We start from the raw sequence: 26,272 nt of genomic DNA on the forward strand, positions 1-26,272 counted from the left end.
TTGTCGCGAACCCCTTGACTCGCGCCCTCCCGCTACCTACTTTTCCCGGCAGAAAAACGTTTTCTCAAACGGGTTCCAGGGGTGGAACACCGCCAGTGCGCTTCCAGGACGCATGACATCCAACGTGCGCCGGACCTTACCCGTTTCCCCATCTACCTCTTCGGAGAGCCATGCCCCGCCCACGTTTCGCCGTGCCTTCCTCCACGTCCTCGGCCTCGCCCGAAGCGGGGCGCGCCCCCATGGGCCCGGTTCGCCTCGGTCCGGGTGCCAAGGCCGTGCTGGCCCCCGCCGTCGTCGAGGTGAGCGCCGGCTTCTGGGGCACCAGGCGGGAAGTGAACGCGCGCACCTCCATCCCGCAGGGCCCCGGCTTGCTGGAGTCGGCGGGGAACCTGCACAACCTGCGGCTGGTGGCGGGCACCGCCGAGGGCGAGTTCCAGGGCGGGTACCCGTTCGTAGACTCGGACGTCTACAAGTGGCTGGAGGCCGCGGCCTGGCAACTCGCCCAGGGGACTCCTGATGCCGACGGCCCGCTCGCGGCCGAGGTGGAGCGGATCGTCTCCCTCGTCGCGCAGGCGCAGCAGCCCGACGGCTACCTGAACACGTGGTTCCAGTTGCTCAGAGGCGGCGAGCGGTACAAGGACCTGCGCTGGGGCCACGAGCTGTACTGCGCCGGGCACCTGATCCAGGCCGCGGTAGCCCACCACCGGGCCACCGGACGCCCTGAACTCCTCGACGTGGCCGTGAGGTTCGCGGACCATATCGGCAGCGTCTTCGGCCCTGCGGACAGCGGAAAGCCACTCGACGGCATCGACGGTCACCCCGAGGTGGAGACCGCCCTGGTGGAGCTGTACCGGGAGACCGGGGAGCGCCGCTACCTGGACCTGGCCGGCTACTTCGTCGACCGCTTCGGCCATGGACTGCTCGGCGGTGAGGCCTACTGCCAGGACCGCGTCCCGCTGCGCGACGCGAGCAACGTCGAAGGACACGCCGTACGCCAGTTGTACCTGCTGGCCGCCGCGACCGACCTGGCGACCGAGACCGGGGACACGGAACTGCGTGCCGCCGCGGAACGGTTGTGGTCGGCGATGACCGCGACCAAGACCCACCTCACCGGCGGTCTCGGCGCCCATCACGACGAGGAGGACTTCGGCGATCCGTACGAGCTGCCCAACGAGCGGGCGTACTGCGAGACCTGCGCCGCCATCGCTTCGGTCCAGTGGAGTTGGCGTATGGCCCTGCTGACCGGCGAGGCCCGCTACTCGGACCTCATCGAGCGCACCCTGTACAACGGCTTCCTGGCGGGCGTCTCGCTGGACGGCGAGCGCTGGCTGTACGTCAACCCGCTCCAGGTCCGCGACGGGCACACCGATACCGGAGGCGACCAGTCCGCCCGCCGCACCCGCTGGTTCCGCTGCGCCTGCTGCCCGCCCAACGTGATGCGCCTGCTGGCCTCCCTGGAGCACTACCTCGCCAGCGGTGACGCGGGCGGCCTGCAGATCCACCAGTACGTCACGGGCCGCTACACCGCCGACGGCATCACCGTCCGCTGCGAGACCGACTATCCCTGGCAGGGCGTGATCGGACTGACGGTGGAGGATGCCCCGGCGGACCGACCCTGGACCCTCTCGCTGCGCATCCCGCAGTGGGGCGGCGAGTTCCGCGTCCGGTGCGGGGACACGGTGTACGACCAGACGGACACGCCGGTCGGCGACGGCTGGCTGCGGCTCGAGCGCACCTGGGCACCCGGCGACGAGGTCGTCCTCGAACTCGGTCTGGAACCGCGCCTCACGGCCGCCGATCCGCGAGTGGACGCCGTACGCGGCTGCGTGGCGATCGAGTGCGGCCCGCTCGTGTACTGCCTCGAGCAGGTGGACCACCCCGGCGGTGGCCTGGACGACATCGTCCTCGACACCACCCGCTCTCTTGCGGTGCAGCACCGTCCGGACCTGCTCGGCGGAGTCACCACTGTCGTGGCCGCAGGACACCGTCGGCAGATCCCCGACGTCGACTGGTGGCCGTACCGGAACGCGGAGGCCACCGAGGCGCCGCCGGCCGCCGAGCCCCTCGAACTGACCGCGATCCCCTACTTCGCGTGGGCCAACCGTCAGGACGGCAGCATGCGCGTCTGGCTGCCCACCTTCTGAACCCCACGGCTGTCCCCGCACCGCCCTCCTCCCGTTCCGCCCCGCACTCCGTGAAACACCCCAAGACAACGAGGTCATCGTGAGAAACACCCGCCGCACCCTGATCGCCGCCGTCGCCACGATCGGCGCCCTCACCTCCGTCGCCGCCTGCGGCGGCGGTTCCGACTCGTCAGCTTCCGGTTCCGGCTCCGGCAACTCCGGCGGGACGTACACGTTCTGGGACCCGTACCCGCAGTTCGACGCCTCCTCGCCGTGGGTCGAGCTCGTCGCCAAGTGCGGCACCGACGCCGGTGTCACGGTCAAGCGCACCGCCATGGACACCACGGACCTGGGCAACAAGGCGCTGCTCGCCGCCCAGCAGGGCAACGCCCCCGACGTGATGCTCGTCGACAACCCGGTCGTCTCCACGCTGGTGGAGGCCGGGATCCTCAACAAGACCGGCGACCTCGGCCTGAACACCTCGGCGATCCAGAAGAACATCCTCGGCGCGGGCGAGATCGACGGCGCACCCTACGGTGTGCCGATCGGCGCCAACACACTCGCCCTCTACTACAACAAGCAGGTCCTGTCCAAGGCGGGCGTCGACCCCGCGTCGGTCAAGGACTGGGCGTCGCTGACGGCGGCCCTGGAGAAGGTGAAGGCGGCCGGGAAGAAGGGCATCACGTTCTCCGCGATCAACACCGAGGAGGGCAGCTTCCAGTTCCTGCCCTGGTTCTGGGGCGCCGGCGGTGACCTGACCAAGCTGAACTCGGCGAAGGGCGTGGCCGCCCTCGCCCTGTGGAAGCAGTGGGTCGACGAGGGCTACGCTCCCAAGGACGTCCTGCAGAACACCCAGACCACCAGCTGGCAGGAGTTCGCCACCGGCGACTACGCGTTCGGTGAGAACGGCACCTGGCAGCTCGGCAACGCGGACAAGGCCGGTTTCCCGTACGGTGTCATCAGCATCCCGGCGCAGAGCGGCGGCGCGGCGCCGGTGCCGACCGGCGGTGAGTTCGTCACCGTCCCGGTCCAGAAGGACTCCTCCCGGTACGACGTCACCAAGAAGATCGTGACCTGTCTGACCAGTTCCGCCAACCTGCTGTCGACGGACACCACGCTGGCGTACGTCGCCCCCACCGCGGCGGTCCAGGGGGAGCAGGTCAAGGCGAACCCCGAGCTGAAGCCGTGGGTCGACGCGGTGGCCGCGGCGCGCGGTCGCACCAGCGGTGGTCTGGGCACCAAGTACCCGACCATCTCCCAGCCGATGTGGACCGCGGTGCAGTCCGCGCTGTCCGGCGGAAAGAGCCCGCAGACCGCACTGGACGCGGCACAGACGGCCGCCGACAAGGGCGGCAACTGACGCTGGACGCCCTCACGGCACGTCTCGGGGCCCTTCCTTCGAGAACCGCATGGCACTCGCAACCGCCCGGACACCACCACGGCCCCGGGCAGGCCACCCGCATCCAGGAGTTCGCATGACCACCGCCCGCGTCGATCACCGCTCACCGCGGTCACCGATCAAGTTCGCGGCGACCGGCACCGATGACCGGACGGACACGTCGGCACTGCGGCGCGGCCGGCGCCGCAGGAGCCGGCTGACCGCACTGGCGTTCCTCGCGCCGCTGGCCGTCTACCTCGCTGCGTTCTACGTCTATCCGCTGTACCGCAACCTCGACCTGAGCCTGCGCGACTACACCGTCCGGTCGTTCGTGGCGGGCGACGCGCCCTTCTCCGGCCTGGACAACTTCAGAACCGTCCTCGACGATCCCACGTTCGGCCCGGCGATGCGCCACACCCTGGTCTTCACCTTCGTGTCGATCGCGTTCCAGTACGCCGCCGGACTCGCCCTCGCGGTCTTCTTCAACCGCCACTTCCGGCTGGCCGGCACGCTCAGGGCGCTGTTCCTGATCCCCTGGCTGCTGCCGCTGATCGTGTCGGCCTCCACCTGGTCATGGATGTTCAACAGCGAGTCCGGCGTCATCAACTACGCCCTCCACCTGGCGGGCGCGAACTCGGTGAACTGGCTCGACTCCCCGAACTGGGCACTGACCTCGGTGATCATCGCCAACGTCTGGATCGGCATCCCCTTCAACCTGGTCATCCTCTACAGCGGTCTGCAGAACATCCCCGGTGAGCTGTACGAGGCCGCCGCCCTGGACGGGGCGAGCGCCTGGCAGCAGTTCCGCCGGATCACCTTCCCGCTGCTGCGCCCGGTCTCGGCGATCACCCTGCTGCTCGGCCTGGTCTACACCCTCAAGGTCTTCGATCTGATATGGATCATGACCAAGGGCGGCCCCGGTGACGCCTCCTCCACCCTCGCGACCTGGTCCTACCAACTCGGCTTCGGCACCCTGTTGCCCAAGTTCGGCCCCGGTGCGGCGGTCGGCAACATCCTCATCCTCATCGCCCTGGCCTTCGGCCTGCTGTACATCCGCGTCCAGAGGAGGCAGGAAGCGTGAACTCGCCGAAGTCGCGCACCTACACGTTCATCGGTGTGCTGCTCACCGCGCTGATGCTGTTCCCGGTGTACTGGATGCTCAACGTGTCCCTCACCCCGCAGCAGGACATGCGCAAGAGCCCGCCCGACCTGCTCCCCCTGCATCCCACGTTCGAGGGCTATCGAGCCGTGCTGAACGACCAGATGCCCTACCTCGGCACCAGCCTGCTCATCGGCCTGGGCACGGTCGCCCTCACCCTGCTCCTCGCCGCCCCGGCCGGCTTCGCACTGGCCAAGCTCAAGCCCTACGGCGGGGGAGCCCTCCGCCTCGCCCTGCTGGTCGCCCAGATGATCCCCGGCATCGTGATGGCGATGGGCTTCTACGGCATCTTCCTCGACCTCGGTCTGCTGAACTCCTGGTGGGGACTGATCGTCGCGGACTCCACCATCGCCGTGCCGTTCGGCGTCATGATCTTCACGGCGTTCATGTCCGGCATCCCCGGCGAGCTGATCGCCGCGGCCCGTATCGACGGCGCCGGGACCTTCCGCATCTTCTGGTCGGTCGTGGTGCCGGTGAGCCGCAACGCGCTCGTCACGGTCTCGCTCTTCAGCTTCCTGTGGGCCTGGTCGGACTTCGTCTTCGCCAACACGCTCGACGGCGGCGGCGACTGGCGGCCGATCACCCTCGGCATCTACCACTACATCGGCAACAACAACCAGGAATGGAACGCGATCATGGCCACCGCCGTCGTCGCGTCGATCCCCGCGGCGGTCCTGCTCGTCCTCGCACAGAGGTACGTGGCCGCCGGCGTCACCGCGGGCGCGGTCAAGGACTGACCCCCGGTGCCCGCCGCCCGCGGCCCACCGACCCGGCGGGACCGCGCTTTGCCCCTGTCTTGCCCGCACACCACTCAGAGCTGTCACCCGTCATGAGGGCCCGGTTCCCACGTGACCGGTCGGCCCCCGAGCCGCCGCCTCGCCGCACCGTGGCGCGCCACCTGCAAGTCCCCTCCAGCCCAGGAGAGCCGCTGATGTCATACCTGAGCTCCCGCCACCGCCACAGAGGAACCCTCGGCCGCGCGAGCGCCGCCGCCCTCGCCACAGTCCTGGCCACCACCGCCGTCGCTCTCGCGGGTGCGTCCGCACAGGCCACCCCCTCCTCCTCCACCACCCTGGTCGTCAACGCCAACCAGACCCTGCGGCCGGTCACGCACGTCGGCACGGGCAGCCTCTATGGCCTCGCAGACGACAGCACGCCCGCCGACAGCCTGGTCAGCGCGCTGAAGCCGAACACCTTCGTACAGATGGCACCTGGCGGCCACCAGCTGCCCAACGGCGAGCCCGCCCCGGCCGGTGACGCCCTTGTGGTGGCGCCGAAGGCGGCCCGCGCCGGCGCCAAGGTGGTCGCACGAATGCCGGACTGGTACCCGGACTTCCCCTACAAGTGGGTCAGCATGAGCGACTGGCTGTCCGCCGTAGACCAGCAGATCGCCGCAGTGAAGGCATCCGGTGTCACCAACATCTCCGCGTGGGCCATCTGGAACGAGCCCGATCTGAACTGGGACACCACCCACGCCGGCCCCTTCGACGCCGCCTGGAACACGACGTACAAGGAGATCCGCTCCAAGGACACGACCACGCCCATCCAGGGGCCGAGCTTCGGTTCCTACACGCGTGCCAAGATGCAGACGTTCCTCCAGGACGCCATCGCCAACAACGCCGTCCCCGACGTCATGGCCTGGCACGAGCTGCAGACCAGCGCGAGCATCGCCTCGCACATCTCCGACTACCGTGACCTCGAGTCCAGCCTCGGCCTGAGCCCCCGCCCGATCGACATCGAGGAGTACGGTACGCCCGCCCAGATGGGGAACTCCGGGGCCCTCATCGGCTACGCGGCGAAGTTCGAGCGTGCAGGCGTCCGGGACGCCGAACTGGCCTTCTGGAACCACTACGGCACCCTGGGCGACACCCTGACCGACACCGGCGGCTCGCCCAACGGCTCGTACTGGACGTACAAGTGGTACGGCGACATGTCCGGGAGCATGCTCGTGACCACGCCCCCCGCCCAGACCGGCATCGACGGCATGGCCTCCCTCAACGGGCCCGGAAACCAGATCAGCGTCATAGCGGGCGGCTGCGCCGGCTCCTGCGCGGTCACCGTCAACGGGCTGTCGTCACTGTCGGCCTTCGGAAGCACGGTCCACGTGAAGCTGGAGTACAGCCCCGACACCGGCCGCCTCAACGCCTCCTCCGGCCCGATCACCATCTCCGACGCCAGCTACACGGTCTCGAACGGTTCGATCACGGTTCCGGTGACGATGAACGCCTCCGACGGCTACCACCTGGTCATCACCCCCGGCGGCACCAACACCACGCTGGCCGGCCGCTACCAGATCATCAACAAGAACAGCGGCCTCGCCCTGGACACCGTCAACGCGGGCACGGCGCAAGGCACTTCGGTGGTCCAGGCGACGTCGACCACCGGCACCGACCAGAACTGGACCCTCGTGGCCGCCGGCAACGGCCTGTACAAGATCCAGCAGCAGTCCAGCGGTCTGCTCCTGGGCATCACCAACGCGAGCACGGCCGACGGCGGTACGGCCCTGATCTGGGGTGACAACGGTACGGCCGACCACCTCTGGCAGGTCATCCCGGCCCCGGGCGGCTACTACAAGATCGCCAATTACAACAGTGGTCGCCTGCTGGGTGTCAGTAACATGAGCACATCCTCCAACGCCCAGGTCCTGCAGTGGTCGGACAACGGCACCGCCGACCACCTGTGGAGACTCACGTCCCGCTGAGGCGCCAAACCAACGGCCCGGCGTTCGCCCTTCCGGCGGGCGCGGGGCCGCGGTCCCTCCAGCCGGGTGCCTTCGGGCTCGGGCGGGCCCGTGCGCATCCGGCCGCAGGAGGAGTGAGCTGTGGGACAGGCCGAGACGTGCCTCCCGATCGCGGGCCGATAGCCGGCGAAGGGCTTCGTCGTCGGTCGACTCGGCGCTCGCGAGGTTCGCCTGCAGATCCTCGTGCTCGAAGCGGCCGCCGGGGTGACGGCGGCCGAAGTCATCGAGCTCGGTTGAGACACGACAGTAATCATCCGATGTACCTCTTGCCATGACTGGCAGTGCGGCCGTAACGTGCCCGCCACGTCACTGATAGATCCGATGAATGCCTTCAATGGCGAGGAGTGTCATGGTGATGGGGTTTTGCTCCGTGTTCTCGCCGTGGCCTCTGCGCCGGAGCCGTCACTGCATGCAACCGGGACACCTGCGCCTCGGAATCCGCCGGCTCCACTACCTGGACGAGGGTCAACGGCGGGGCCGGTCCATGGTGCTCGCTGCCGGAGTGAAGCGCTACTGGCATCTCCCTGCCGACAGGTGTGTCCCGCAGGAGCTCGATGCGATCCGCGCGGACCAGATCAACGCCACCGTCTCCCCGCCGGGGAGGTGTACGCGAACGTCCACGTCGCTTTGTCACGGCGGCGAGGGCAGTCGGTCCTTCGGTCTGTGGGGCAATGGCGGCTCCAGTGACCTGGTCCGCAGCCGCCTGACCTTGTAGCCAGTCCGTCCGGTGCTCTCCGTGCGGCTGCAGGTGACAGGGCCCGGGCCGCGCGCGGGCGGCATGTTCGGTATGCCGTCCTGCTTCGGCCGACGGTCAGTCGATTGCGCTGAACCCCCTCCACCACCTGGGACGCCTCGTCCCACGACTCCAGGAGTGCTCATGTTCCTTCGTCGGCGCAGAGCCGTCGCCGCCGCGGGGACCGCGCTCGGTGCGCTACTGCTTGCAGTGGTGACTCCGGTGCGCGCGTTCGCCGCATCCCCCACGGTGCTGTACGCCTCCCCTGGTGGAAAGCCTCGCGTCGTCGATGTGCGCCGATATCGACGTCATGCTCCGCGGCGGTACCTTCGCGTTGTCCATCACGTTCGCCCTTGGACCGGCCGACTCCGGGCGGAACGGCCACCGGGTGGTGTGGCAGGCCTTTCCGGGTGAGAAGCCGGTGTCCAGCGGTGCCCAACCAGGCGACCATCGTCAGCGGCGGTGCCTGGCCCAGCGCGGCCCTGTCCATCATCACCACCACCGGGCCCGACGCCGCCTACCAGCCCCTCACCGGCCGGATCGACGACGACAGTCCCGCCGTCACCTACACCGGCTCCTGAGAAGAACAGCGACCAGGGCAACGTGGAGCTCTACATCGATGGCATGGACCAGGGCTCCGTCAGCACCTCGGCCACCGGCCGCCAGGTACAGCAGGTCATCTACAGCGTCCAGAACCTGGCCCCCGGCACCCACACCGTCAAGATCGTCAAGAACAGCGGCACTTACGCCACGCTGGACGCGTTCGAGGTCAGCGGCACCTACAACGACAGCATCGGTGCTATCACCTACACCGGCTCGTGGGGCTACAGCAGCAACCGCGGCTTCGGCGACGACGTCCCTCTGCGAGACCAACTCCGATGAAGGCACCGTCAACGCCTCACCCTCACCAAGGCAGGCGGCACGTATCTGGTCGTCGACCGGTTCGACGTCAGCTGACTACCCCTGGGGACGCCAGGCCCGCTCCGGCCGGCGCGTGCTGTGCCCCGACCGGAGGGGGCCTGGATCCGCGACCGGCCGTAGGGGATCCGCGGCGAAGGCAACGGGCGGAGCGTCCCGCTGGACGGGTCGCAGGCTCGACTCCCGGCAAAAACTTCGGGAGAGCCCCAGCCGTCGACGATGGGAATGGCCGGGCCCGTGAGATACCAGGAGCCCTGACACCCGACGCCTCGTCTCGGGCAGGAGGGCGGCCCTCGGTGACCCCGCAGATGTGGCCACGATTGTTGGAACAACTGACCAGGCGCGCCTGGTCGCGCCGCACGGTGAGACAGCGAACCGCTCTCGGTTGCCTTCGCACCGCCGGCTGACCGAGGCGGCTCGTATCCGGCAGGAACTCGACTGCGACCTCGGAGTGCTGTGCAGGGGGCTCCCGCCTCGCCGCGGCCGAAGAAGCGTTCGCGGCAGGGGCGCAACGGGCCGCCTTCATCCCGGCCGCCGAACATGAGCGTAGGTCGGCAGCCCGCACCGCCAGCCGGACCCCGTCTTCGTCGTCGTACTCCTGACCCTCGCCGCCTCAAGACCGCGGGGGAGCCTTATCGCCGACTGGGCGGCCACCACCGGCAACGGAATAGGCGTCTTCGACGTGGTCTCGGGCAGGGAGCACACCACCGTCGAGCAACGGGGCCTCACCATGACGTCATGCACGCCGGATGGTCGGTTCCTCGTCGTGTCCGACGGCAGCGAGGTGTTTGTGCGGCGACTCGTCGACCGGCGTGCGAGTCCGCTCCGATACGTGGCGGGTGGTCCGACCATCGCGGTGTGGTCGCTCTCTGCCGGTGACGCTCCTCCGGCCGGATCACCGACGGGACGTCACCACGAAGGCCGCGTTCAGTCCCGCAGCCGCCTGCTCGCCGTGGCACGGCAGCCGGGTGGCAGCCACCGCCCACGGCTGCTGGATCGCCGTACACGACACAGTCCTGGCCGACCGCCTGCCGACGGTCCGGTCCCCTGGACACGGGGCCGTACGAACACCGTGACGTCCCCCTCGACGGCCGCAGCCTCGTCCATGAATGTGTGCCATGTGTCCGTTCCGTGAGGTGAACGGCCCGGTTCGAACCGTACCCTCGCTGCAGCAGTAGTCGTGCCTGGGCCGGCGGTGCGTGGGGACCGCCCTATGCTCGGGGCGAGCGGCTGGGCCGAAGCAGGTTCAGCTTCACGCTCAGCGGTGGGAGAAGGGGTTGAAGCGGTGGCATGGCTGGTGGCGCCGAGAAGGCAGGTCCGATGAAGAAGCGGGCAACGATCTGGGAAGTCGCGCAGCGTGCGGGGGTGTCCCATCAGACGGTATCCCGTTACCTGAAGCAGAACGGGGGACTGAGACCGGCGACCAAGGCGAAGATCGACAAGGCTGTAGCCGAGCTCGACTACCGGCCGAACCTCATAGCCCGAACGATGCGCACCAAGCGGTCGGACCGGATCGCGATCGTTCTGCCGGAGCTGACCACTTTCGTACCTGTTCCGCTTCTGCAGGGAGCCTCCGCGGCGGCACATGAAGCCGGCTACACGACCGATGTCGTCGGCCTCGCGGGCGGCGAGGAGCGGCGCGCAGAGGGGGTGCAGGCCCTGCTGGACTCCGGACAAGCCGAGGGCGTGCTCTCGTTCGCCCCGCTGAGTGGTGCCGCGGGCGTGCCGAACCATGAGCGCATCATGGTCGTAGGGGAGTACGACGATCAGATGCACGCGCAGGGCACCTTGGCCGACGGCAGGCCGGCGGAGGCCATCCTGCGCCACCTCGCAGACCTGGGGCATCGCCGGTTCCTGCATGTCGCGGGCTCGCAGGACTGGGCTTCCGCACGCAACCGGCGCGCTGTGTACCTGGAAACACTGGACGAGCTGGGCCTCGAGTCGTATGGAGTGGTGGACGGTGACTGGTCGGTGCGTTCCGGCTATGAAGCCGCCCGGGACCTGCCGCCCGATTCCGGTGTGACGGCGGTGCTGGCCGCGAACGACTACGTCGCCATGGGGGTCATTCGCGGGTTCCAGGACCGCGGTCTTCGCGTGCCCGAGGACGTGAGCGTCTTCGGCTGGGACAACGAGCAGTTCACCGAGTATTTCCGGCCCACGATGTCAACGGTGAAGCTGGACCGGGACACCCTTGGACGCCAGGCCATGCAGGCACTGCTCGCCCGCATCGAGAACCGGTCGGCACCGGATGTTGCCTATGGCAAAGCCTTTGAGCTCGTGCCTCGCGAATCCAGTGGGCCGGCACCTCAATAGCAGCACTTATTCGGCGGAGCGGCTGTGCGGCTGACTTTCCAACAGTATTTGCAATAGCAATAGTGATCGATCATATGCAAGGGGATTGACGCTAAAGGTGATCGATCACTATGTTCGCTTTGCTGCCACGTCACGTCGGCGGGCACCACATTCATCTTCTGATCCCATTCCGTCGGCCGCACAACGTGCGCCGACGCCTTGGTGGCACGTCGACGTGCCGGGGAAGGACAGGCATGAGAAAGCCACGCGCCGGGTCGGGAAGACGCGCTTCGGCCCTGACGGGAGCCGCGGTCGCTGCCCTGACGGCCATGTCGCTCGCATCGTGCAGCGCTCCGGGCCGGTCTTCGTCTTCCTCGTCGGAGTCGCTGACGCCGAAGAAGCCGGCGAAGCCGATCGTCCTGACGATCCTGGACGGCGGCGGTGACCTCACGGGTGGCGGAAAAGCCGCCATCGACGCCTTCGCCAAAGCCAACCCCGACCTCGTCTCGAAGGTCACCTACCAGACCGCCGCAGCCCCGGACGTGGCCGGCAAGGTCAAGGCACAGCAGATCGGTGGTGCTGTGGACATCTCGCTTCTGCTCGGCGGCCCTGACGTGCTGGGGGCGGCCGAGCAGCAGAGCCTGCTGCTGAAGCAGATCCCGACGAACTCCTTATCCCTCCCTGACCTGTCCAGCATCCAGGACACCGCACGGGCCGGCCTGCAGCAGTCGGCCGACGGATACGGCCTGCTGGTCAACTACGACCCCAACGGGCCGTTCATCGACTACAACTCCCGCACGGTCAAGGCCTCCCAGGCCCCCACCACGCCCGAGGCCCTGCTGGCCTGGGCCAAGTCGCACAAGGGCAAGTTCGGGTACGCCCAGCCCGCGGGCTCGGGTTCCGGGCGGGCGTTCATCCAGGCGCTGCCCTACATGCTGGGCGACTCCGACCCCTCGGACCCGGTCAAGGGATGGGACAAGACCTGGAAGTACCTTCAGGGACTCGGCAAGTACGTCACGAGCTACCCGGCCAGCTCCACCCTGCTGGCCCAGCAGTTCGGCACAGGCCAGCTGGACGTCATCCCGACGATCATCGCCCACGACGTCGCCAACCGTAAGACCGGCACCTGGCCCAAGGACACCGGCATCGCCTTGTTCCAGAACCCGAACTGGATCAGCGACGGGCACTTCGCGATGATCCCCAAGGGGGTCGGCGCCGAGACGCTGTACGTCGCCCTCGAGCTGGAGTCCTTCATGGTCCAGCCGGAAGCCCAACGCCGGCGCCTGACGACGGGTGTGCTGACCACGGCCAACAAGGATGTCACGACCGACAATTCCGGTGCCGCGGTCAAGGAGTTCACGCAGAAGTGGGGCCGGCCCGACTTCTTCCCTGAAGCCCTCGGCACCGGCAAGGTGCAGGTGCCGCTGACGCCGGAGAAGATGCAGAAGGCGTTCGACCTGTGGCAGCGCAACGTCGGTTCCAAGGCCGGCGGCTGAACCATGACCATGACGGTGAGCAAGCCCGCCGTGGGTTTCGAGAAGCTCTCGATGCGCGGCGTCACCCGCAGCTACACCAGGTCCGCAGTCCCGGCCCTGTCCCGCCTGGACCTGGATCTGGCGCGCGGCGAGTTCGTCGCCCTGCTGGGGCCCTCGGGGTGTGGCAAGTCGACCGCACTCGCCTGCCTGGCCGGACTGCAGCCCCTGACCAGTGGCTCCATCTGGTGCGACGACGTCCGCCTGGACACCCTGCCGCCGGAGAAGCGCGGTTTCGGCATGGTCTTCCAGAACTACGCCCTGTTCCCTCACATGAGCGTGCAGAAGAACGTCGAGTTCGGGCTGAGCATGCGCCGCGTCCCCAAGTCGCAGCGTCGGGAACGCGCGTTACACGCTCTGAAGCTGGTGCAACTGCATGAGCACGCGGGCAAGTTGCCTTCCCAGCTGTCCGGCGGACAGCAGCAACGCGTCGCCATCGCCCGAGCGCTGGCGATCGAGCCGGAGATCGTCCTCATGGATGAGCCGCTGTCCAATCTGGACGCCGCCTTGCGTATCGAGATGCGCACCGAGATCAAGCGCCTCTATCAGGAACGCGGGCTGACCGTCCTGTATGTGACGCATGACCAGGAGGAGGCTCTTTCGTTGGCCACCCGCCTGGTGGTCCTGCGCAAGGGGGTCCTGGAGCAGACCGGCACCCCGCAAGAGGTCTACACCAATCCTGCCAGCGCGTACGTGGCCGGCTTCATGGGCTACCGCAACCTGTTCTCCGCGAAAGTGGAGAGCGTAGGCCCAGGCAACGACACCAGCGTCCTCGCCCACGGCACGGTTGTGCACGGCACCCGCCGGGCGGCGTCCGGTGTGGCAGCGGGGGCCGAGGTCACCGTGGCCATCCGGCCCGAGGACCTGATCGTGGGGCCCGGCTCGACCGGAAACTCCATCAAGGCCGTGGCCGAAGTCGTGGAGTACCACGGGCGGGAACTGTCGGTGCGGGCACGTACCACCGACAACGACGTGCTGCACCTGAAGACGAACGAGCCGGTCGTCGCCGGGGCCGTCCTCGATCTGGGCGTGGCCCCCGAGCGGGTCCTGGTCTACCCGGGCGACACGGAGCGGACGGTCGCGTCTCATGGCTGATACGTTCCAACAGCCGTTCGGCACCGACACCTCCGGCCATCCGCTCCGGCACCGGCTGGCCGAACGAGGTGTCGACTGGTCGCTGCTCCTGCTCCTGCCGGCCGTGGCGGTCATCGCCGGACTGTTCCTCTACCCGTTCGTCTACGGGGTGATGATCTCCTTCCAGCCGGTGAACGGCGGAGGAGCGTTCGCCAACTACCGCGCCTTCTTCACCGACTCCTACCAGGCCGGGGCGATCGTGAAGACCCTGCGGCTCGCGGTGCCGGTGGCGGTGGTCAGCGTCGGCCTCGCCGCGCCGATCGCCTACCAGAGCCGGCGCGAATTCCGCGGCCGCAAGGTCGTCACGCTGGTACTGATGCTGCCCATCACCTTCGGGAGCATCCTCATCGCCCAGGGCATGATGCGGGTCTTCTCACCCCATGGCTGGGTCAACCTCACCCTCGAAAGGATCGGCCTGCCGCGGGGCACGTTCCTGTTCAACTACCAGGGCACCTTCATCGCCGCGGTCCTGACCACCCTGCCGCTGTCGTTCCTGCTGCTGACAGGGTTCTTCGGAGGCATCGACCCGGCACTGGAGAACGCCGCCGCCACACTGGGCGCCTCGCGTGCCACCCGCTTCTGGAAGATCATCATGCCGTTGGCCATGCCCGGCATCCTCACGGCGCTGATGCTGGCCCTGGTCGAAGCCTTCGCGATCTTCCCCTCGGCGATTCTGATCGGCCAGCCCGACAACGCCACCCACGTCCTGACCATCCCCATCTACCAAGCCGCCTCACAGCGCTCCGACTACACCCAGGCCTCCGCCATCGCCATCGTGCTCACGGCGATCGAGTTGCTCATTCTCGGGCTGATGGTCCTGCTTCGGAACAGCCTGTACAAGGGGCCCGCGGTGGGAGGAAAGGGCTGATGAGCACATTCACCGCCCCCCAGGCGACCGGCCTCGCCGAGCCCGCCGCGTCGACCGATCGCGCCGTCCGGCCCCGTCCCACCGTCACCGCCGTCATCAGCTGGATCGTCGCGGGCCTGTTCATCACTGTCCTTCTCGCCGTGCTCGGCGCGGTCATCGTCGCCGCGCTGGGCAGCAGCTGGGGAGGCAGCTGGCTGCCCCGTGGGTGGACGCTCGACTGGTTCCGGCAGGCCTGGGACACCCCCGGGCTGGCCGACTCCATCAGCGTCACCTTCCAGGTGGCCATCGCCGACGTGCTGTTGGCCCTGGCCATCGGCGTGCCCGCGGGCTACGTCCTGGCCCGCACGTCCTTCCCGGGCCGCTCGGCCGTCACGCTGCTCCTGCTGTTCCCGGCGATCCTGCCGCCCCTGACGTACGCAGTCCAACTCGCGGCGCTGATGTACCGGCTCGGCCTCGGCGGCACGATGACGGCCGTGGTCCTCGTCAACCTGGTACCGATCCTGCCCCTGGTCATCCTGGTCACCGTGCCGTTCGTCGAGCAGATCTCGCCCGACGTGGAGAACGCGGCCAGGGTCTTCGGAGCCGACAATCTGCGGCTCTTCGTGCGCGTGCTCGTGCCTCTGCTGATGCCCGGCATCGTGGCCGCCGGCGTGCTCAGTCTGGTCCGCGTCCTCGGGTCGTTCGAACTGACCTTCTTCGTCAGCAGCGCCAGGACCCAGACGCTGGTGGTCACCATCTTCGGTGCCATGTCCGACCCCGGCGGCCCGCCCGCGGCCCTCACCGCGGCCATGACCGTCTTCTACATGGCCATCGCCCTGGTCGGCGTCGCCATCAGTCTGCGTTTCTCCAACCCCGCTCAAGCCCTGTCCGGCCGCGCGCACGGCGCCGCCTGAGCCTTCGCGAAAGAGCCTTCATGACGCAGCACCACCACCCCACTCGAGTGGCGATCGTCGGCGCCGGGAACATCGCCGAGAGCAGCCACATGCCCGCCATCCAGGCGCAAAACGGCCAGGCCACCGCCGTGGCGGTCGTCGACGTCGACCACCGGCGTGCCGGTGACTTCGCCGCCCGGTGGGACATCCCTGCCGCCTATGTCGAACTGGAACAGATGCTACGGGTGTCGCGCCCCGACCTCGTCATCGTGTGCACACCCCCGGTCGCCCACCGCGAAGCCATCATCACCTGCCTCGACGCCGGCGTCTCCGTGTGGTGCGAGAAGCCCCCCACCCTGTCGGTCGCCGCATACGACGCCATCAGCGCCCACGAACGCGAGGGCGGCCCCTACGTCTCCTACGTCTTCCAGCACCGCTTCGGCTCCTCGGCACGCGCCCTGCGCGAGCACATACGCACCGGCACCCTCGGAGCCCCCCTGGTCGGGATCTGCCACACCCTGTGGTACCGGGACGCCCAGTACTTCGCCGTCCCCTGGCGCGGCAAGTGGGACACCGAGGGCGGCGGCCCCAGCATGGGGCACGGCATCCACCAGATGGACCTCATGCTGTCCCTGATGGGGGAGTGGACGGAGGTCCGCGCCGACATGGGCACGCTCGCCCGCGACGTGGAGACCGAGGACGTCTCCATGGCCGTCGTGCGGTTCGCCAACGGCGCCATGGTGTCCATGGTCAACAGCGTCCTCTCCCCGCGGGAGACCAGCTACCTGCGCTTCGACTTCCCCGAGGCCACGGTCGAGCTCTCGCACCTCTACGGCTACGACAACTCGCACTGGACCTGGACCCCGGCTCCCCACCTGCCCGGCGCCACCGCCGCGGACCTGGGAGCCCCCCTCGACGACGAACCCAGTTCCCACGCCGCCCAGCTGCGCGCGCTGCTGCAGGCCCTGCGCACCGGTCGCCGCCCGGAGGCCGGCGGCCCCGACGGCCGTCGCGTGCTGGCTTTCCTGGCCGCCCTCTACGAATCGGCGGCCACCGGACGCCCCGTCACCCCCGACATGCTCACTCCCGGCAACCCCTTCTACCACTCCATGAGTGGCAGGCCCACGAACACCCGGGACAACGCCGACAAGGAGCAGATCGGTGTCTGACACGCCCTTCCAGATCCGTCACGACGACGCCGCGACCCAGCTGGTCGTCTCCGTGGCGGGCACCGACATCGCCACGTACGTCTACCACCCCGACACCCCCCTCGAGGAATCTCCCAAGCCCTACCTCTACCCGCTCAGGACCCTGTCCGGCGCACCCATGGGCGTGTACCGCCCATGGGACCACCGCTGGCACAAGGGACTGCAGATGACCTGGTCCCACCTGTGTGGAGACAACTTCTGGGGCGGACCCACCTTCGAGCAGGGCGCCCCCGGCCACGGCTACCTCTGGCGCAGCAACCACGGCCGACAACTGCACCGCGGCTTCGACAGAGAGGATCGCAGCGGCGGCGAGGTGTCTGTGGCGGAGGTCCTGGACTGGGTCGCCTCCACGGACGAGGTCTGGATCGGTGAGAAGCGCACTCTGCGCTTCCACAGCGCCGACACCGCGGAGGGGATCTGGGCGCTGGACTTCGCCACCGACCTGACCAACGTCCACCGCGAGTCCTTGGAACTCGGAAGCCCCACCACACACGGGCGCCCCAATGCCGGCTACACGGGCCTGTTCTGGCGCGGCCCGCGCGCCTGGACCGGTGCTGACGTCGTTGCCGCCAACGGCCGCCGCGGTGACGCCGTGATGGGCACGCAGGCGGCGTGGGCGGCTGTCACCAGCGAGCACGACGAGATCGACGGCGGCGCCACGGTACTCGCTTATGCAGGAACGAGCACGGCCGAGATCCCCTTGAAGTGGTTCGCCCGCAGCAGCGTTTTCGCCTGCCTCAACCCGTCTCCCGCCTTCGACACGGAGCTCGAGCTCGAGCCGGGGGAGACGCTCCGCCTCAGCCACTGCTTCGTGTTCATCGACCGCCAGATGGAACGCCGTGAGCTCGAATCGATCGCCGAGAGGTACACGCCGTGAGTGCCCTTCCTGACTTCCCCGGAGCGGTGGGGCTGAGCCGGCTGGAGGTGTATCCGTGGCCCACCGCGGACGCCGAACACGGCGGATCGCCGCACATGCACCTCACCTGCTCGGAGTGCTATGTCGTCGTCAGTGGCCGAGGCCGACTGGAAACACTTGATCACAAAGGCCTTACGAGCACCGCTCTCAGTCCCGGCGACGTCGTCTGGTTCACTCCCGGCACCATCCACCGGGCCATCAACGACGGCGACCTGCGTGTGGTCGTCGTCATGCAGAACAGCGGCCTGCCCGAAGCGGGTGACGCGGTCCTGACGTTCCCGACCGAGTACCTCACTCCCGAGCGTTATCCGAGTGCTGCTTCCCTCCTCGATGCCGACGGCAGGCCCAGCAAGGAACGCGCCCGGACACGCAGAGACCTGGCCATCGACGGGTTCACCGAGCTGGCCCGCCAGTGGCAGCGCGGCAACCGCTCGGCCTTCGAGGACTTCTGCGAGCAGGCCACCCGCATCGTCCGACCCCGCCTTCGATCCTGGGCGGAAACGGTCAACCGCGGCGCCCTGGCAGCCGCTCACGCCACACTCCGGCAGATCGACGCACTGCGCGACGGCGACCACAGTCACCTGCTCAACGCGACCGTCACCGGCATCGCTGAGCCTCCCGAGCAGTCCCTGGGCATGTGCGGCTTCCTGCGCGCATACGACCCGATCCGGCGGGCCACCGACCTGTGACGTCAGTGTTCACCCGCACGGAGGTCCGCGCACATCACCATGAGATGGAGGAGGTCAGATGCATCTGACCGGAGTAGGCGGAAGCACCGGGTTCCATGGACGAACCGGCTTCCTGGCCCTCGGGTTGGCGCTGGTGACGGCCTTCGCTGCGCCGCGTCCCGCGACGGCGGCGGCCGCCGATGGCTCAGACGTGACGCTGGTCAGTGAGACGTTCGACGCTCAGACCGACCCCGCCAACTTCGGGTTTCCCACCGGAGCCGACGTCAACGACGGGGTTCTGAACGTCACGCAGGGCATGAGCAACTACACCACCTCGGTCAAACAGTTCCCGCCATCCGTCCAGAGTGAGAAGACACTCGATCTGCGCTTTGACTGGAAGACGGCGATAGCCGGCAAAGCGATGAAGACGGGCCTCGAAATGCGTGACAATGGCGGACGCCTCGTCTTCGCGATCGCCGCTACCGCCTCCGAACTCCGATACGCGGTGGAGGGGCCCTTGTCGGATTCAGCCTCCGCCGCGGACTCTCTGAACCCTACGTGGATCAAGACCGGCTTCGATCCGAGCAAGTGGTACACCGTGTATCTGCACATGGACTTCAGTCTGGGTAAAGTCCAGTATTCGATCACCAGCAAGGAACCGGCGCCGACAGTGATGGCTTCCGGGACGCGAAGCATCACCGCGACGAATCTCTCCCGGCTCGTCGCCTGCAACTACTACGGAACAGGCCCACAATCGATCGACGGCTTCCGTCTCGTCCGCCCTGCGTATGCCGCCGAGGGGGCTCTTGCCGGCTCGACCGTCTACGCCTTCGGCGACAGCATCGTTTACGGGCACCAATACCCACGCGGCTTCGTCGACTTCGTCGCCGAGCGGGAAGCGATGACGCTGACGAAGTACGCGAAGAACGGTGCCACCGTGGGCCCGGCAGCCGATGCCATCGGCGGGCAGATCATCTCCCAGGTGCAGTCGGCCGGCGCCCAAGCACCTGATTTCGTCGTCTTCGACGGAGGCACGAACGACGAACAGGAAATCCACGACGAGCAGTCGTACGAACTCGGCGCCGTCGGAGGCTCCCACAACCCCGAGACCTTCGACACCAGTACCTACGCGGGGTCGCTGGAAGCCACCATCTACGCCATGAAAGACAAGTGGCCATCCGCCCAGATCGTCTATGTGGCCGTGCACAAGTTGGGCTCACGGGACTGGGACACCCAACTGGCTGTGCGTCAGGTAACCCTCGCGGCAGCTCGCAAGTGGGGGATTGCGGTCGCGGACGTTTTCGCGGACACGGCCCTTGACACGCGTATCGATGGGCAACGTGTGGCCTACACGTTCAACGGACTCGTCAACCGCTACCCCGGCAGCGGGGGTAGCGGCACTCACCCGAACATCGCCGGAATCACCCAGTACTACGTGCCGGTGCTCACTGCCGAACTGGTCCAACTCGAGGACCACCACGCTTCGCCGCACGCGTGGAAGTAGTTGTGGCGCAGGGGTCCTTTCCCGGGCTCCTCGCCCCGCGGACCGGAGCCACCCGCCGGGGTTTCCACGGCACACGTATTCCGCGCCTCCCGCGAACGATCGCGGGGAAGCCGCTGCCTTCTCCACACGAACGACCCGGTCCGCCGGGCCGTCGGAACCGTGACGCAACACCCTCGCTGAAAGGGACGACACGATGAAGATGATCTCAGCACACGCGACACCACTCCAACCGGGGGTGAGAACGCTCTGTGCCCTGACCGGTTTCCTGGCGATCGCCGGAGCGGGAGCGGTCGTTCTGGCCCCCCCTGCTGCGGCCACGGACGGCACCACCTATTACGTGGACTCGACCGCGGGCCACGACGGCGACGACGGCACGACGGAGAACACCGCCTGGAAGACCCTGGAGAAGGTGGGCTCGACGGACTTCACGGCAGGTGACCGCATCCTGCTGAAGGCCGGCTCCACCTGGACCGGGCAGCTGTGGCCCAAGGGATCGGGAACCGCGGCCCAGCCCATCACCATCGCCGCATACGGCTCGGGCCCAAAGCCGGCTATTCAGGGCAACGGCACCGTGCCCGACGCAGTGAAGCTGTGGAACCAGCAGTACTGGGAGATCCGGGACCTCGACGTCAGCAACGAGGCTCCGCCCACCGGGACACCGGGCGCGAAACTCGGGGACTTCCGGGGCATCCGCATCGGCGGCGACAACGGCAGCCAGCTCCGTCACTTCAAGCTTGACGCGCTCGACGTGCACGACGTGACCGGCGAAGTGAACTGGATCGGCGGCAACTCGCCCGACAAGCCCGGCATCCACTACAAGACCGGATGGGACCGCTCGAAGAACACCGGCGGCATCGTCTTCGAGCCGTCCGTCACGGATCAGGCGAACCCGGGCTCCACGGCGACCACTCTGCACGACATCACCCTGCAGAACTCGACGATCAAGAACACCTCGTTCGCAGGCATCGTCGTCAAGCAGTACACCGGCAACGCCGACGGTGCCGTCGAGACCGGCTGGGGCACCCGCACCGGGGTCGATGACCCGAACTTCGCGCCGCACACCGACATCCGGATCAGGAACAACTACATCACCCAGACCGGTACTCCGTACGGCGCGAACGGCATGTACCTCACCGGGGCCCGAGACGTGGTTGTGGAGAACAACGTCGTCGACCACGTAGGCACGTCCGGCATCGAGTCGTACTACACCGACCAGGTGACCATCCAGCGCAACGAGGTCTTCGGCACCTCGGTCAAGGCCGGCGGTCAGGACTCCAACGCCATTGACACCGACTTCGGCACGACCAGGCAGACCGTCCAGTACAACTACGTGGCGGACAACGGCGAAGGCTTCCTCATCTACCAACAGCAATTCGGCGACTCGGTGTTCCGCTACAACATCGCCGTCAACAGTTCCAGGAACCCACTGCACATCGACAGCTCCTCAACGGCCACCGGCCAGGTCTACAACAACGTGTTCTACGACACAGTCGGCTCTGCCGTGTATGCGTCAACGGACGACAAGTACACCCTCACCAACAACATCTTCTACAGCACCAACGGCGCGGCGACGGTGCGCAAGGGAGCCCTTACCTTCGACGGCAACCTGTACTACGGGGTCACGGCACCGAGCGCCGACACGCATGCCATAGTGGGAGACCCCAGGTTCGTCACCGCCGCACCGGGAACGGACGTCACCGGTACGCCACGCACCACCCCCGACCTGTCCCTCGGCTACCGTTACGCCCTGAAGCCGGGTTCGCCGGCCTTGGACACGGGCGCGGCCATCACGAACAACGGCGGCCGCGATTACCGGGGCAACGAGCTGTACAGGCAGGCACCGGACATCGGTGCTCTCGAGCAGTAAGGGCTCGTCCAGGAACAACAGGGAACCGTCTGAGAGTTCCGGCGTGACAAGGCCGGCGGCAGTCGCTCCTTCCACAGGCTGACAGGGCAGCCTACCCGGCGAGAAGCGGACGAGGCCCGGTTCCGCGACCACCGAGTCATCGACCTGATCACCCCGCATGCGTGGCCTGGCGTCGTCCTCGGCGCCGAGTTCCCGGTCGCCACCGGCGGCGACATGACGCCCTTCGGCACCGCGGGACTCACGTCCTCTGGGCGCTTTGGCAGTTGGAGATGTTGAGGCCAAATGCCTCTAGTTCTGTTCAGTTCCGGAAGACAGATTTGACGCGCTCCCCCCACACTCCAAAGAGCTGGTGCCATGCCGATGTTCATGTCACCCGTCGCAAGTTCAGCTCGTGGGCCTGTATGCGAGTCGCGTCGGCCACGGTGCTGTCCGCGACCGTGACGGGGGAGTGGTCCGAGGCACCAAGTCGACCAAAATGGACAAGAGTTGAAACACGGCAACAGGCACGGCAGGTCAACCATCAGGTCCTTGACGGCTCTTCTGACCGTATCCCTGGCTGTCGTCGGCATGGTGGCGCCTGCCCACGCCGACCTCACCGGCAAGACCGCCGACGCAGGCACCCGCATGTACGTGGTGAAGCTCGCCGACCCGCCGGTCGCCACCTACCAGGGCGGCCTGAAGGGTCTGGCGCGCACCGCCCCCTCCCCCGGAGACCGGCTCAAGACGGGCACGAACGCCGTCCGAGCGTATCTGCGGCACTTGGACACCCGCCGCGACGAGATACTCGACGACATCTCCGGCATCAAGAAGGTCTACGACTACAACTACGTCTTCAACGGCTTCGCGGCGCTTCTCACCGCACGTCAGGCGGCGGAATTGTCCGCCACTCCCGGCGTGGTCTCACTGACCCGGGACAAGGCCGATCCCCTGCCCCCGGCACCCGTGCAGTCCACCGCGCAGGAAGCTTCTGGGGGCGCCCGTCACCCGGCAGCCGCCGACGGCGACCGGCCCCGACAGGAGCCATTCGCACGCGACGACGAGAGCCGCCCGGCCCGCGCTACCGGGTTCACCAGTGCGGCCGAAGGCGCGGCGAATGCCGATGCTCCTCCTCCCGACGTCCCGCGCTTCCTGGGACTGAACGGTGAGAACGGTCTCTGGTCCGAACTCGGTGGCCCGGACCGCGCAGGTGAAGGCATCATCATCGGCGTCGTGGACACGGGAGTCGACCCGACGAATCCGATGCTAGCCCCCCTCCACGCGCCCCGCCCCGACGCCGAGGTCATCGCCAAGAAGTGGCACGGCACCTGCGACGAGGGGGACGACCCCGCCCACAAGGTCACCTGCAACAACAAGCTCATCGGCGCCCAGTGGTTCCACAAGGGGGACCGGGAGTTCAGCCAGGGGGACGTACCGTCCCCCTGGGATACGAACAGCCACGGCACGCACACCGCCACCACCGCCGCCGGCAACCACGACACCCCGGTGCAGCTACCCGGATCCGGCGTGCGCGGGAAGGCCGGCGGCATGGCCCCGACCGCCCGGGTGGCCGTATACAAAGCCTGCTGGAACGCCGACGGCTGCTGGTACTCGGACACCACCGCGGCGATCGACAAGGCCGTGGCAGACGGTGTGGACGTCATCAACTACTCCGTCGGCGGATCGCTCGCCAGCTCGACTTCCATGGAGGCGATGTTCAACGCCGCGAAGGCGGGCGTCTTCATCTCCTCGGCAGCCGGCAACGACGGGCCCGACACGGTGGACCAGACCGCGCCGTGGATCACCACCGTCGCCGCCGAGACCCATGACACCGACTACACCTCGACGCTGCTCCTGGGCGACGGCCGCCGCTTCACCAACGTCAGGATGCAGTCCTCGATCCCCGCCGCTCCGTTGGCCAGCGCCGTGGACGCGCGCGAACCGAACGTGGACCCCGCGCGGGCCACGCTGTGCGAGCCGGGCACACTTGACCCCGCCAAGGTGAAGGGCCGGATCGTGATCTGCGACCGGGGCGGGGTGGCCATCTGGGACAAGGGCCGGGAGATCGCCGACGGCGGCGGCGTGGGCATGGCCGTGGCGAACACGCCGACCAGCGCTCAGGAATTCTTCCCGAACGACTACGTCGTGCCCACGGTCCACTTGACCCAGCAGGACGGGAAGAGCGTCAGGGAGTACGCTTCCGAGCCGGGGGCCACCGGCGAGTTCGTCCCCGGCACCACCCGCGTCCGTGCTCCGCAGGTGACCTCGTTCTCCTCCAGCGGCCCCGACCGCTACAGCGGAGGTGACCTGGTCAAGCCGGACATCGCCGCCCCTGGCCGCCTCATCCTGGCAGGTGTCGTGCCTGACGACGAATCAGGGTCCTTTGAACGCTTCCGTTTCCTCGAGGGGACGTCGATGGCGGCCCCGCACATAGCCGGCCTCGCCGCCCTGCTGAAGCAACTGCACCCCGGCTGGTCGCCCATGGAGGTCAAGTCTGCGCTGATGACCACGGCGACGATCACCGACAACGAGAGCAAACCCATCAGCCGGGAGAACGCCGGGACCGCGACCCCGCTCGACTACGGCGCCGGCTCTCCGAGGGCCGCCCTTGCCGCCGACCCGGGCCTGGTCTACGACTCCACGTCCACGGACTGGACCTCGTACCTCTGCGGGCTGAGGCTGCGGCCGACCACGGGGGACGGCGCCGATGCCTGCGCGACCACCCGGCCCATCGACCCCAGCGACCTGAACTACCCGTCCATCGCGGTCGGCGACCTGGCCGCGCGGCAGACGGTCACCCGCACCGTCACCAACGTCGGCACGGACACCGCCACCTACCGCGCGACGCTCCGGACACCGCCCGGCTACAAGGCCCAGGTCACCCCGCAGCGCCTGACCGTGGCCCCGGGTGGCTCGGCGACGTACCGGGTCACCTTCACACGCACCGACGCCGCCTATGGCACCTTCTCCTACGGTTCCCTGACCTGGAGCGACGCCCACAGCCGGCACCGGGTCACCAGCCCGATCGCGCTGCGGTCCGCGCACATCGCCGCACCGTTCGAGATCGCCCTCGAAGGTGAGCGGTCCACGACGCTGACCGTGCGGGCGGACTGGAAGGGCGAACTGACCGCGCGGGCGGAGCTGTACACGTCCGAGACGATCACCGGCACCCTCACCGGCGAGGACCCGTCGAACTTCGCAGCGGACCCGCACACCGGTGACGCCGTGGCGAAGGTCCCGGTCCACGTCCCGGACGGTGCCCCCTTCACCCGGGTCGGGGTCTACGCGGCGGACCACGTGCCCGGCAGCAAGATGTCCCTCTACGCCTTCGACGGGAACGGAGTCAGGATCTTCCCCGGGCCGCAGACCGGCTCGGACGACTACCTCGATCTGCTCCCCGGTGACTATGACGTCTATGTGGTGCAGGAGGACATGCCCAAGGGCATCGACAGCCAGCAGTACACGCTGCGCTTGTGGAAGGTGGGCCAGGAACTCCCGGCCGTTCGCCCCACCGTCGGACCCGCCACAAGTCCCGTCACCCCGGCCACCCTGCGTGGACTGACGGTGACGTTGCCGGATGCGGCGCGAGGTGAGCAGTATGTCGGCATCGTCGAGTACGGCGACGGGTCCCGTCGCGTGGGCTTGACGAGGCTGGCCATCACGGCGTGGCACCCGACGACAGCGGCGAAGGACCGCTCGTGAACCCGGCACGGTTCACGAGCGGTTCGGGTTCAGAGGGCAGGAAAGTCTCCGTGAACGATCAGGATCGTCGTTCCGGGGCGAGCCGACCTCGGCCGTTGACCGATCAGTCGGCGGACCTTCCTGAGCCTCGGCTCATCGGCCCGTCTGTGCCCGGTGGGTGCCGGACCGGCCTGGGCCGCCGTGTCCGCAGCCGGAGTCTGCTGCACGAACTGGTCACCACCGCCCGGTTGCCGGCCCTGGCCCCGCTCAGCACGCCACCATCAAGGTTCTTGCAGAGGCATCAAGTGGGACACACGTCGTGGCACGCACCACGTCCCCGACGTCCCCGGATCCAGGTCGAAGCGCAACGCGCCGCCGACACCCGCCACCGGAGAAACCTCCGTTGTGACGGCATCACGATCGAGGGGACGCCGGGAGAGACACTCGGGCCGGCGGGCGTACGGCCCATGCCCGGCCATGTCCGCTGCGGCTGCAGGATGAGCAGTGGTGCAGAGGTCACTGCACACCTTGTTTCGGCTGACGCGGCCCCGGGGGTTACGGACCCCCCTCTGGGATGTGAGCCGATCAGTGTCCTCAGGCAGGCGGTGCCATGACGGTGACCTTGCCGGGCTAGGTGTTCAGAAGTGGATCGGTGAGGGAGGTCGGGGCTTCGGTGGACAGGATCATCCGGTCGCTCGGGCCG

At 68.1% G+C, this 26,272-nt stretch carries 18 protein-coding genes; all 18 read left to right on the forward strand.

The window, feature by feature from the left end; translation table 11 throughout:
• Positions 1–239 precede the first annotated feature (239 nt).
• The 18 genes from ABZ490_RS22515 to ABZ490_RS22600 all read left to right on the forward strand — a co-directional run bounded on the left by ABZ490_RS22515 (position 240) and on the right by ABZ490_RS22600 (position 25,590).
• Positions 240–2,144 (forward strand): beta-L-arabinofuranosidase domain-containing protein, encoded by a 1,905-nt coding sequence (locus ABZ490_RS22515; RefSeq protein WP_358992677.1) that lies wholly within the window; start codon positions 240–242, stop codon positions 2,142–2,144.
• 79 nt (positions 2,145–2,223) lie between these two features.
• Positions 2,224–3,483 (forward strand): extracellular solute-binding protein, encoded by a 1,260-nt coding sequence (locus ABZ490_RS22520; protein WP_358992679.1) that lies wholly within the window; start codon positions 2,224–2,226, stop codon positions 3,481–3,483.
• Between the two features lie 115 nt (positions 3,484–3,598).
• The gene (locus ABZ490_RS22525) at positions 3,599–4,582 is read left to right on the forward strand and encodes a sugar ABC transporter permease (protein WP_358992680.1); all 984 of its coding nucleotides are present in this window, start codon (positions 3,599–3,601) and stop codon (positions 4,580–4,582) included.
• Positions 4,583–4,635: 53 nt separating this feature from the next.
• Positions 4,636–5,397, forward strand: coding sequence for a carbohydrate ABC transporter permease (locus tag ABZ490_RS22530; RefSeq protein WP_358992813.1), 762 nt, complete (start codon positions 4,636–4,638; stop codon positions 5,395–5,397).
• Between the two features lie 194 nt (positions 5,398–5,591).
• Positions 5,592–7,361 carry an RICIN domain-containing protein gene (locus ABZ490_RS22535; RefSeq protein WP_358992682.1) on the forward strand — a complete coding sequence of 590 codons (1,770 nt, stop codon included), beginning with the start codon at positions 5,592–5,594 and terminating at the stop codon, positions 7,359–7,361.
• A 1,203-nt stretch (positions 7,362–8,564) separates the two neighbouring features.
• Complete coding sequence (locus ABZ490_RS22540; RefSeq protein WP_358992684.1) at positions 8,565–8,714, forward strand: hypothetical protein; 150 nt, start codon at positions 8,565–8,567, stop codon at positions 8,712–8,714.
• A 43-nt stretch (positions 8,715–8,757) separates the two neighbouring features.
• On the forward strand, positions 8,758–9,015 hold the full coding sequence (locus tag ABZ490_RS22545) for a hypothetical protein (protein WP_358992686.1): 258 nt from the start codon (positions 8,758–8,760) through the stop codon (positions 9,013–9,015).
• A gap of 1,356 nt (positions 9,016–10,371) precedes the next feature.
• On the forward strand, positions 10,372–11,364 hold the full coding sequence (locus ABZ490_RS22550) for a LacI family DNA-binding transcriptional regulator (protein ID WP_358992688.1): 993 nt from the start codon (positions 10,372–10,374) through the stop codon (positions 11,362–11,364).
• 308 nt (positions 11,365–11,672) lie between these two features.
• Complete coding sequence (locus ABZ490_RS22555) at positions 11,673–12,839, forward strand: extracellular solute-binding protein (protein ID WP_358992690.1); 1,167 nt, start codon at positions 11,673–11,675, stop codon at positions 12,837–12,839.
• A gap of 15 nt (positions 12,840–12,854) precedes the next feature.
• Positions 12,855–13,970 carry an ABC transporter ATP-binding protein gene (locus ABZ490_RS22560; protein ID WP_358992692.1) on the forward strand — a complete coding sequence of 372 codons (1,116 nt, stop codon included), beginning with the start codon at positions 12,855–12,857 and terminating at the stop codon, positions 13,968–13,970.
• The gene (locus ABZ490_RS22565; protein ID WP_358992694.1) at positions 13,963–14,877 is read left to right on the forward strand and encodes an ABC transporter permease subunit; all 915 of its coding nucleotides are present in this window, start codon (positions 13,963–13,965) and stop codon (positions 14,875–14,877) included. The genes ABZ490_RS22560 and ABZ490_RS22565 overlap by 8 nt, the downstream gene beginning before the upstream one ends.
• Positions 14,877–15,770: an ABC transporter permease subunit gene (locus ABZ490_RS22570; protein WP_358992696.1), complete on the forward strand. Its 894-nt coding sequence runs from the start codon at positions 14,877–14,879 to the stop codon at positions 15,768–15,770. Before ABZ490_RS22565 ends, ABZ490_RS22570 begins: the two co-directional genes overlap by 1 nt.
• A 20-nt stretch (positions 15,771–15,790) precedes the next feature.
• Positions 15,791–16,918: a Gfo/Idh/MocA family oxidoreductase gene (locus ABZ490_RS22575; protein WP_358992698.1), complete on the forward strand. Its 1,128-nt coding sequence runs from the start codon at positions 15,791–15,793 to the stop codon at positions 16,916–16,918.
• Positions 16,911–17,834, forward strand: a complete 924-nt coding sequence (locus tag ABZ490_RS22580) for a PmoA family protein (RefSeq protein WP_358992700.1) — start codon at positions 16,911–16,913, stop codon at positions 17,832–17,834. Before ABZ490_RS22575 ends, ABZ490_RS22580 begins: the two co-directional genes overlap by 8 nt.
• Entirely contained in the window at positions 17,831–18,562 is a 732-nt protein-coding gene (locus ABZ490_RS22585; RefSeq protein WP_358992702.1) for a cupin domain-containing protein, read from the forward strand. The genes ABZ490_RS22580 and ABZ490_RS22585 overlap by 4 nt, the downstream gene beginning before the upstream one ends.
• Positions 18,563–18,620: 58 nt before the next feature.
• On the forward strand, positions 18,621–20,045 hold the full coding sequence (locus ABZ490_RS22590) for an SGNH/GDSL hydrolase family protein (protein WP_358992704.1): 1,425 nt from the start codon (positions 18,621–18,623) through the stop codon (positions 20,043–20,045).
• Between the two features lie 235 nt (positions 20,046–20,280).
• Positions 20,281–21,912, forward strand: coding sequence for a right-handed parallel beta-helix repeat-containing protein (locus tag ABZ490_RS22595; protein WP_358992706.1), 1,632 nt, complete (start codon positions 20,281–20,283; stop codon positions 21,910–21,912).
• A gap of 528 nt (positions 21,913–22,440) precedes the next feature.
• Positions 22,441–25,590: a S8 family serine peptidase gene (locus ABZ490_RS22600; protein WP_358992707.1), complete on the forward strand. Its 3,150-nt coding sequence runs from the start codon at positions 22,441–22,443 to the stop codon at positions 25,588–25,590.
• The last annotated feature ends 682 nt before the right edge of the window (positions 25,591–26,272 follow it).

It is taken from the genome of Streptomyces sp. NPDC005811, assembly GCF_040630405.1.
GTDB lineage: Bacteria > Actinomycetota > Actinomycetes > Streptomycetales > Streptomycetaceae > Streptomyces.

Excerpts from the sequence above, each read along its gene's own strand:
- ABZ490_RS22515 (WP_358992677.1), top strand. The coding sequence starts at position 240 with ATGGGCCCGGTTCGCCTCGGTCCGGGTGCCAAGGCCGTGCTGGCCCCC.
- ABZ490_RS22525 (WP_358992680.1), top strand. The coding sequence starts at position 3,599 with ATGACCACCGCCCGCGTCGATCACCGCTCACCGCGGTCACCGATCAAG.
- ABZ490_RS22530 (WP_358992813.1), top strand. The coding sequence starts at position 4,636 with ATGCTGTTCCCGGTGTACTGGATGCTCAACGTGTCCCTCACCCCGCAG.
- ABZ490_RS22535 (WP_358992682.1), top strand. The coding sequence starts at position 5,592 with ATGTCATACCTGAGCTCCCGCCACCGCCACAGAGGAACCCTCGGCCGC.
- ABZ490_RS22545 (WP_358992686.1), top strand. The coding sequence starts at position 8,758 with ATGGACCAGGGCTCCGTCAGCACCTCGGCCACCGGCCGCCAGGTACAG.
- ABZ490_RS22550 (WP_358992688.1), top strand. The coding sequence starts at position 10,372 with ATGAAGAAGCGGGCAACGATCTGGGAAGTCGCGCAGCGTGCGGGGGTG.
- ABZ490_RS22555 (WP_358992690.1), top strand. The coding sequence starts at position 11,673 with ATGTCGCTCGCATCGTGCAGCGCTCCGGGCCGGTCTTCGTCTTCCTCG.
- ABZ490_RS22565 (WP_358992694.1), top strand. The coding sequence starts at position 13,963 with ATGGCTGATACGTTCCAACAGCCGTTCGGCACCGACACCTCCGGCCAT.
- ABZ490_RS22570 (WP_358992696.1), top strand. The coding sequence starts at position 14,877 with ATGAGCACATTCACCGCCCCCCAGGCGACCGGCCTCGCCGAGCCCGCC.
- ABZ490_RS22575 (WP_358992698.1), top strand. The coding sequence starts at position 15,791 with ATGACGCAGCACCACCACCCCACTCGAGTGGCGATCGTCGGCGCCGGG.
- ABZ490_RS22590 (WP_358992704.1), top strand. The coding sequence starts at position 18,621 with ATGCATCTGACCGGAGTAGGCGGAAGCACCGGGTTCCATGGACGAACC.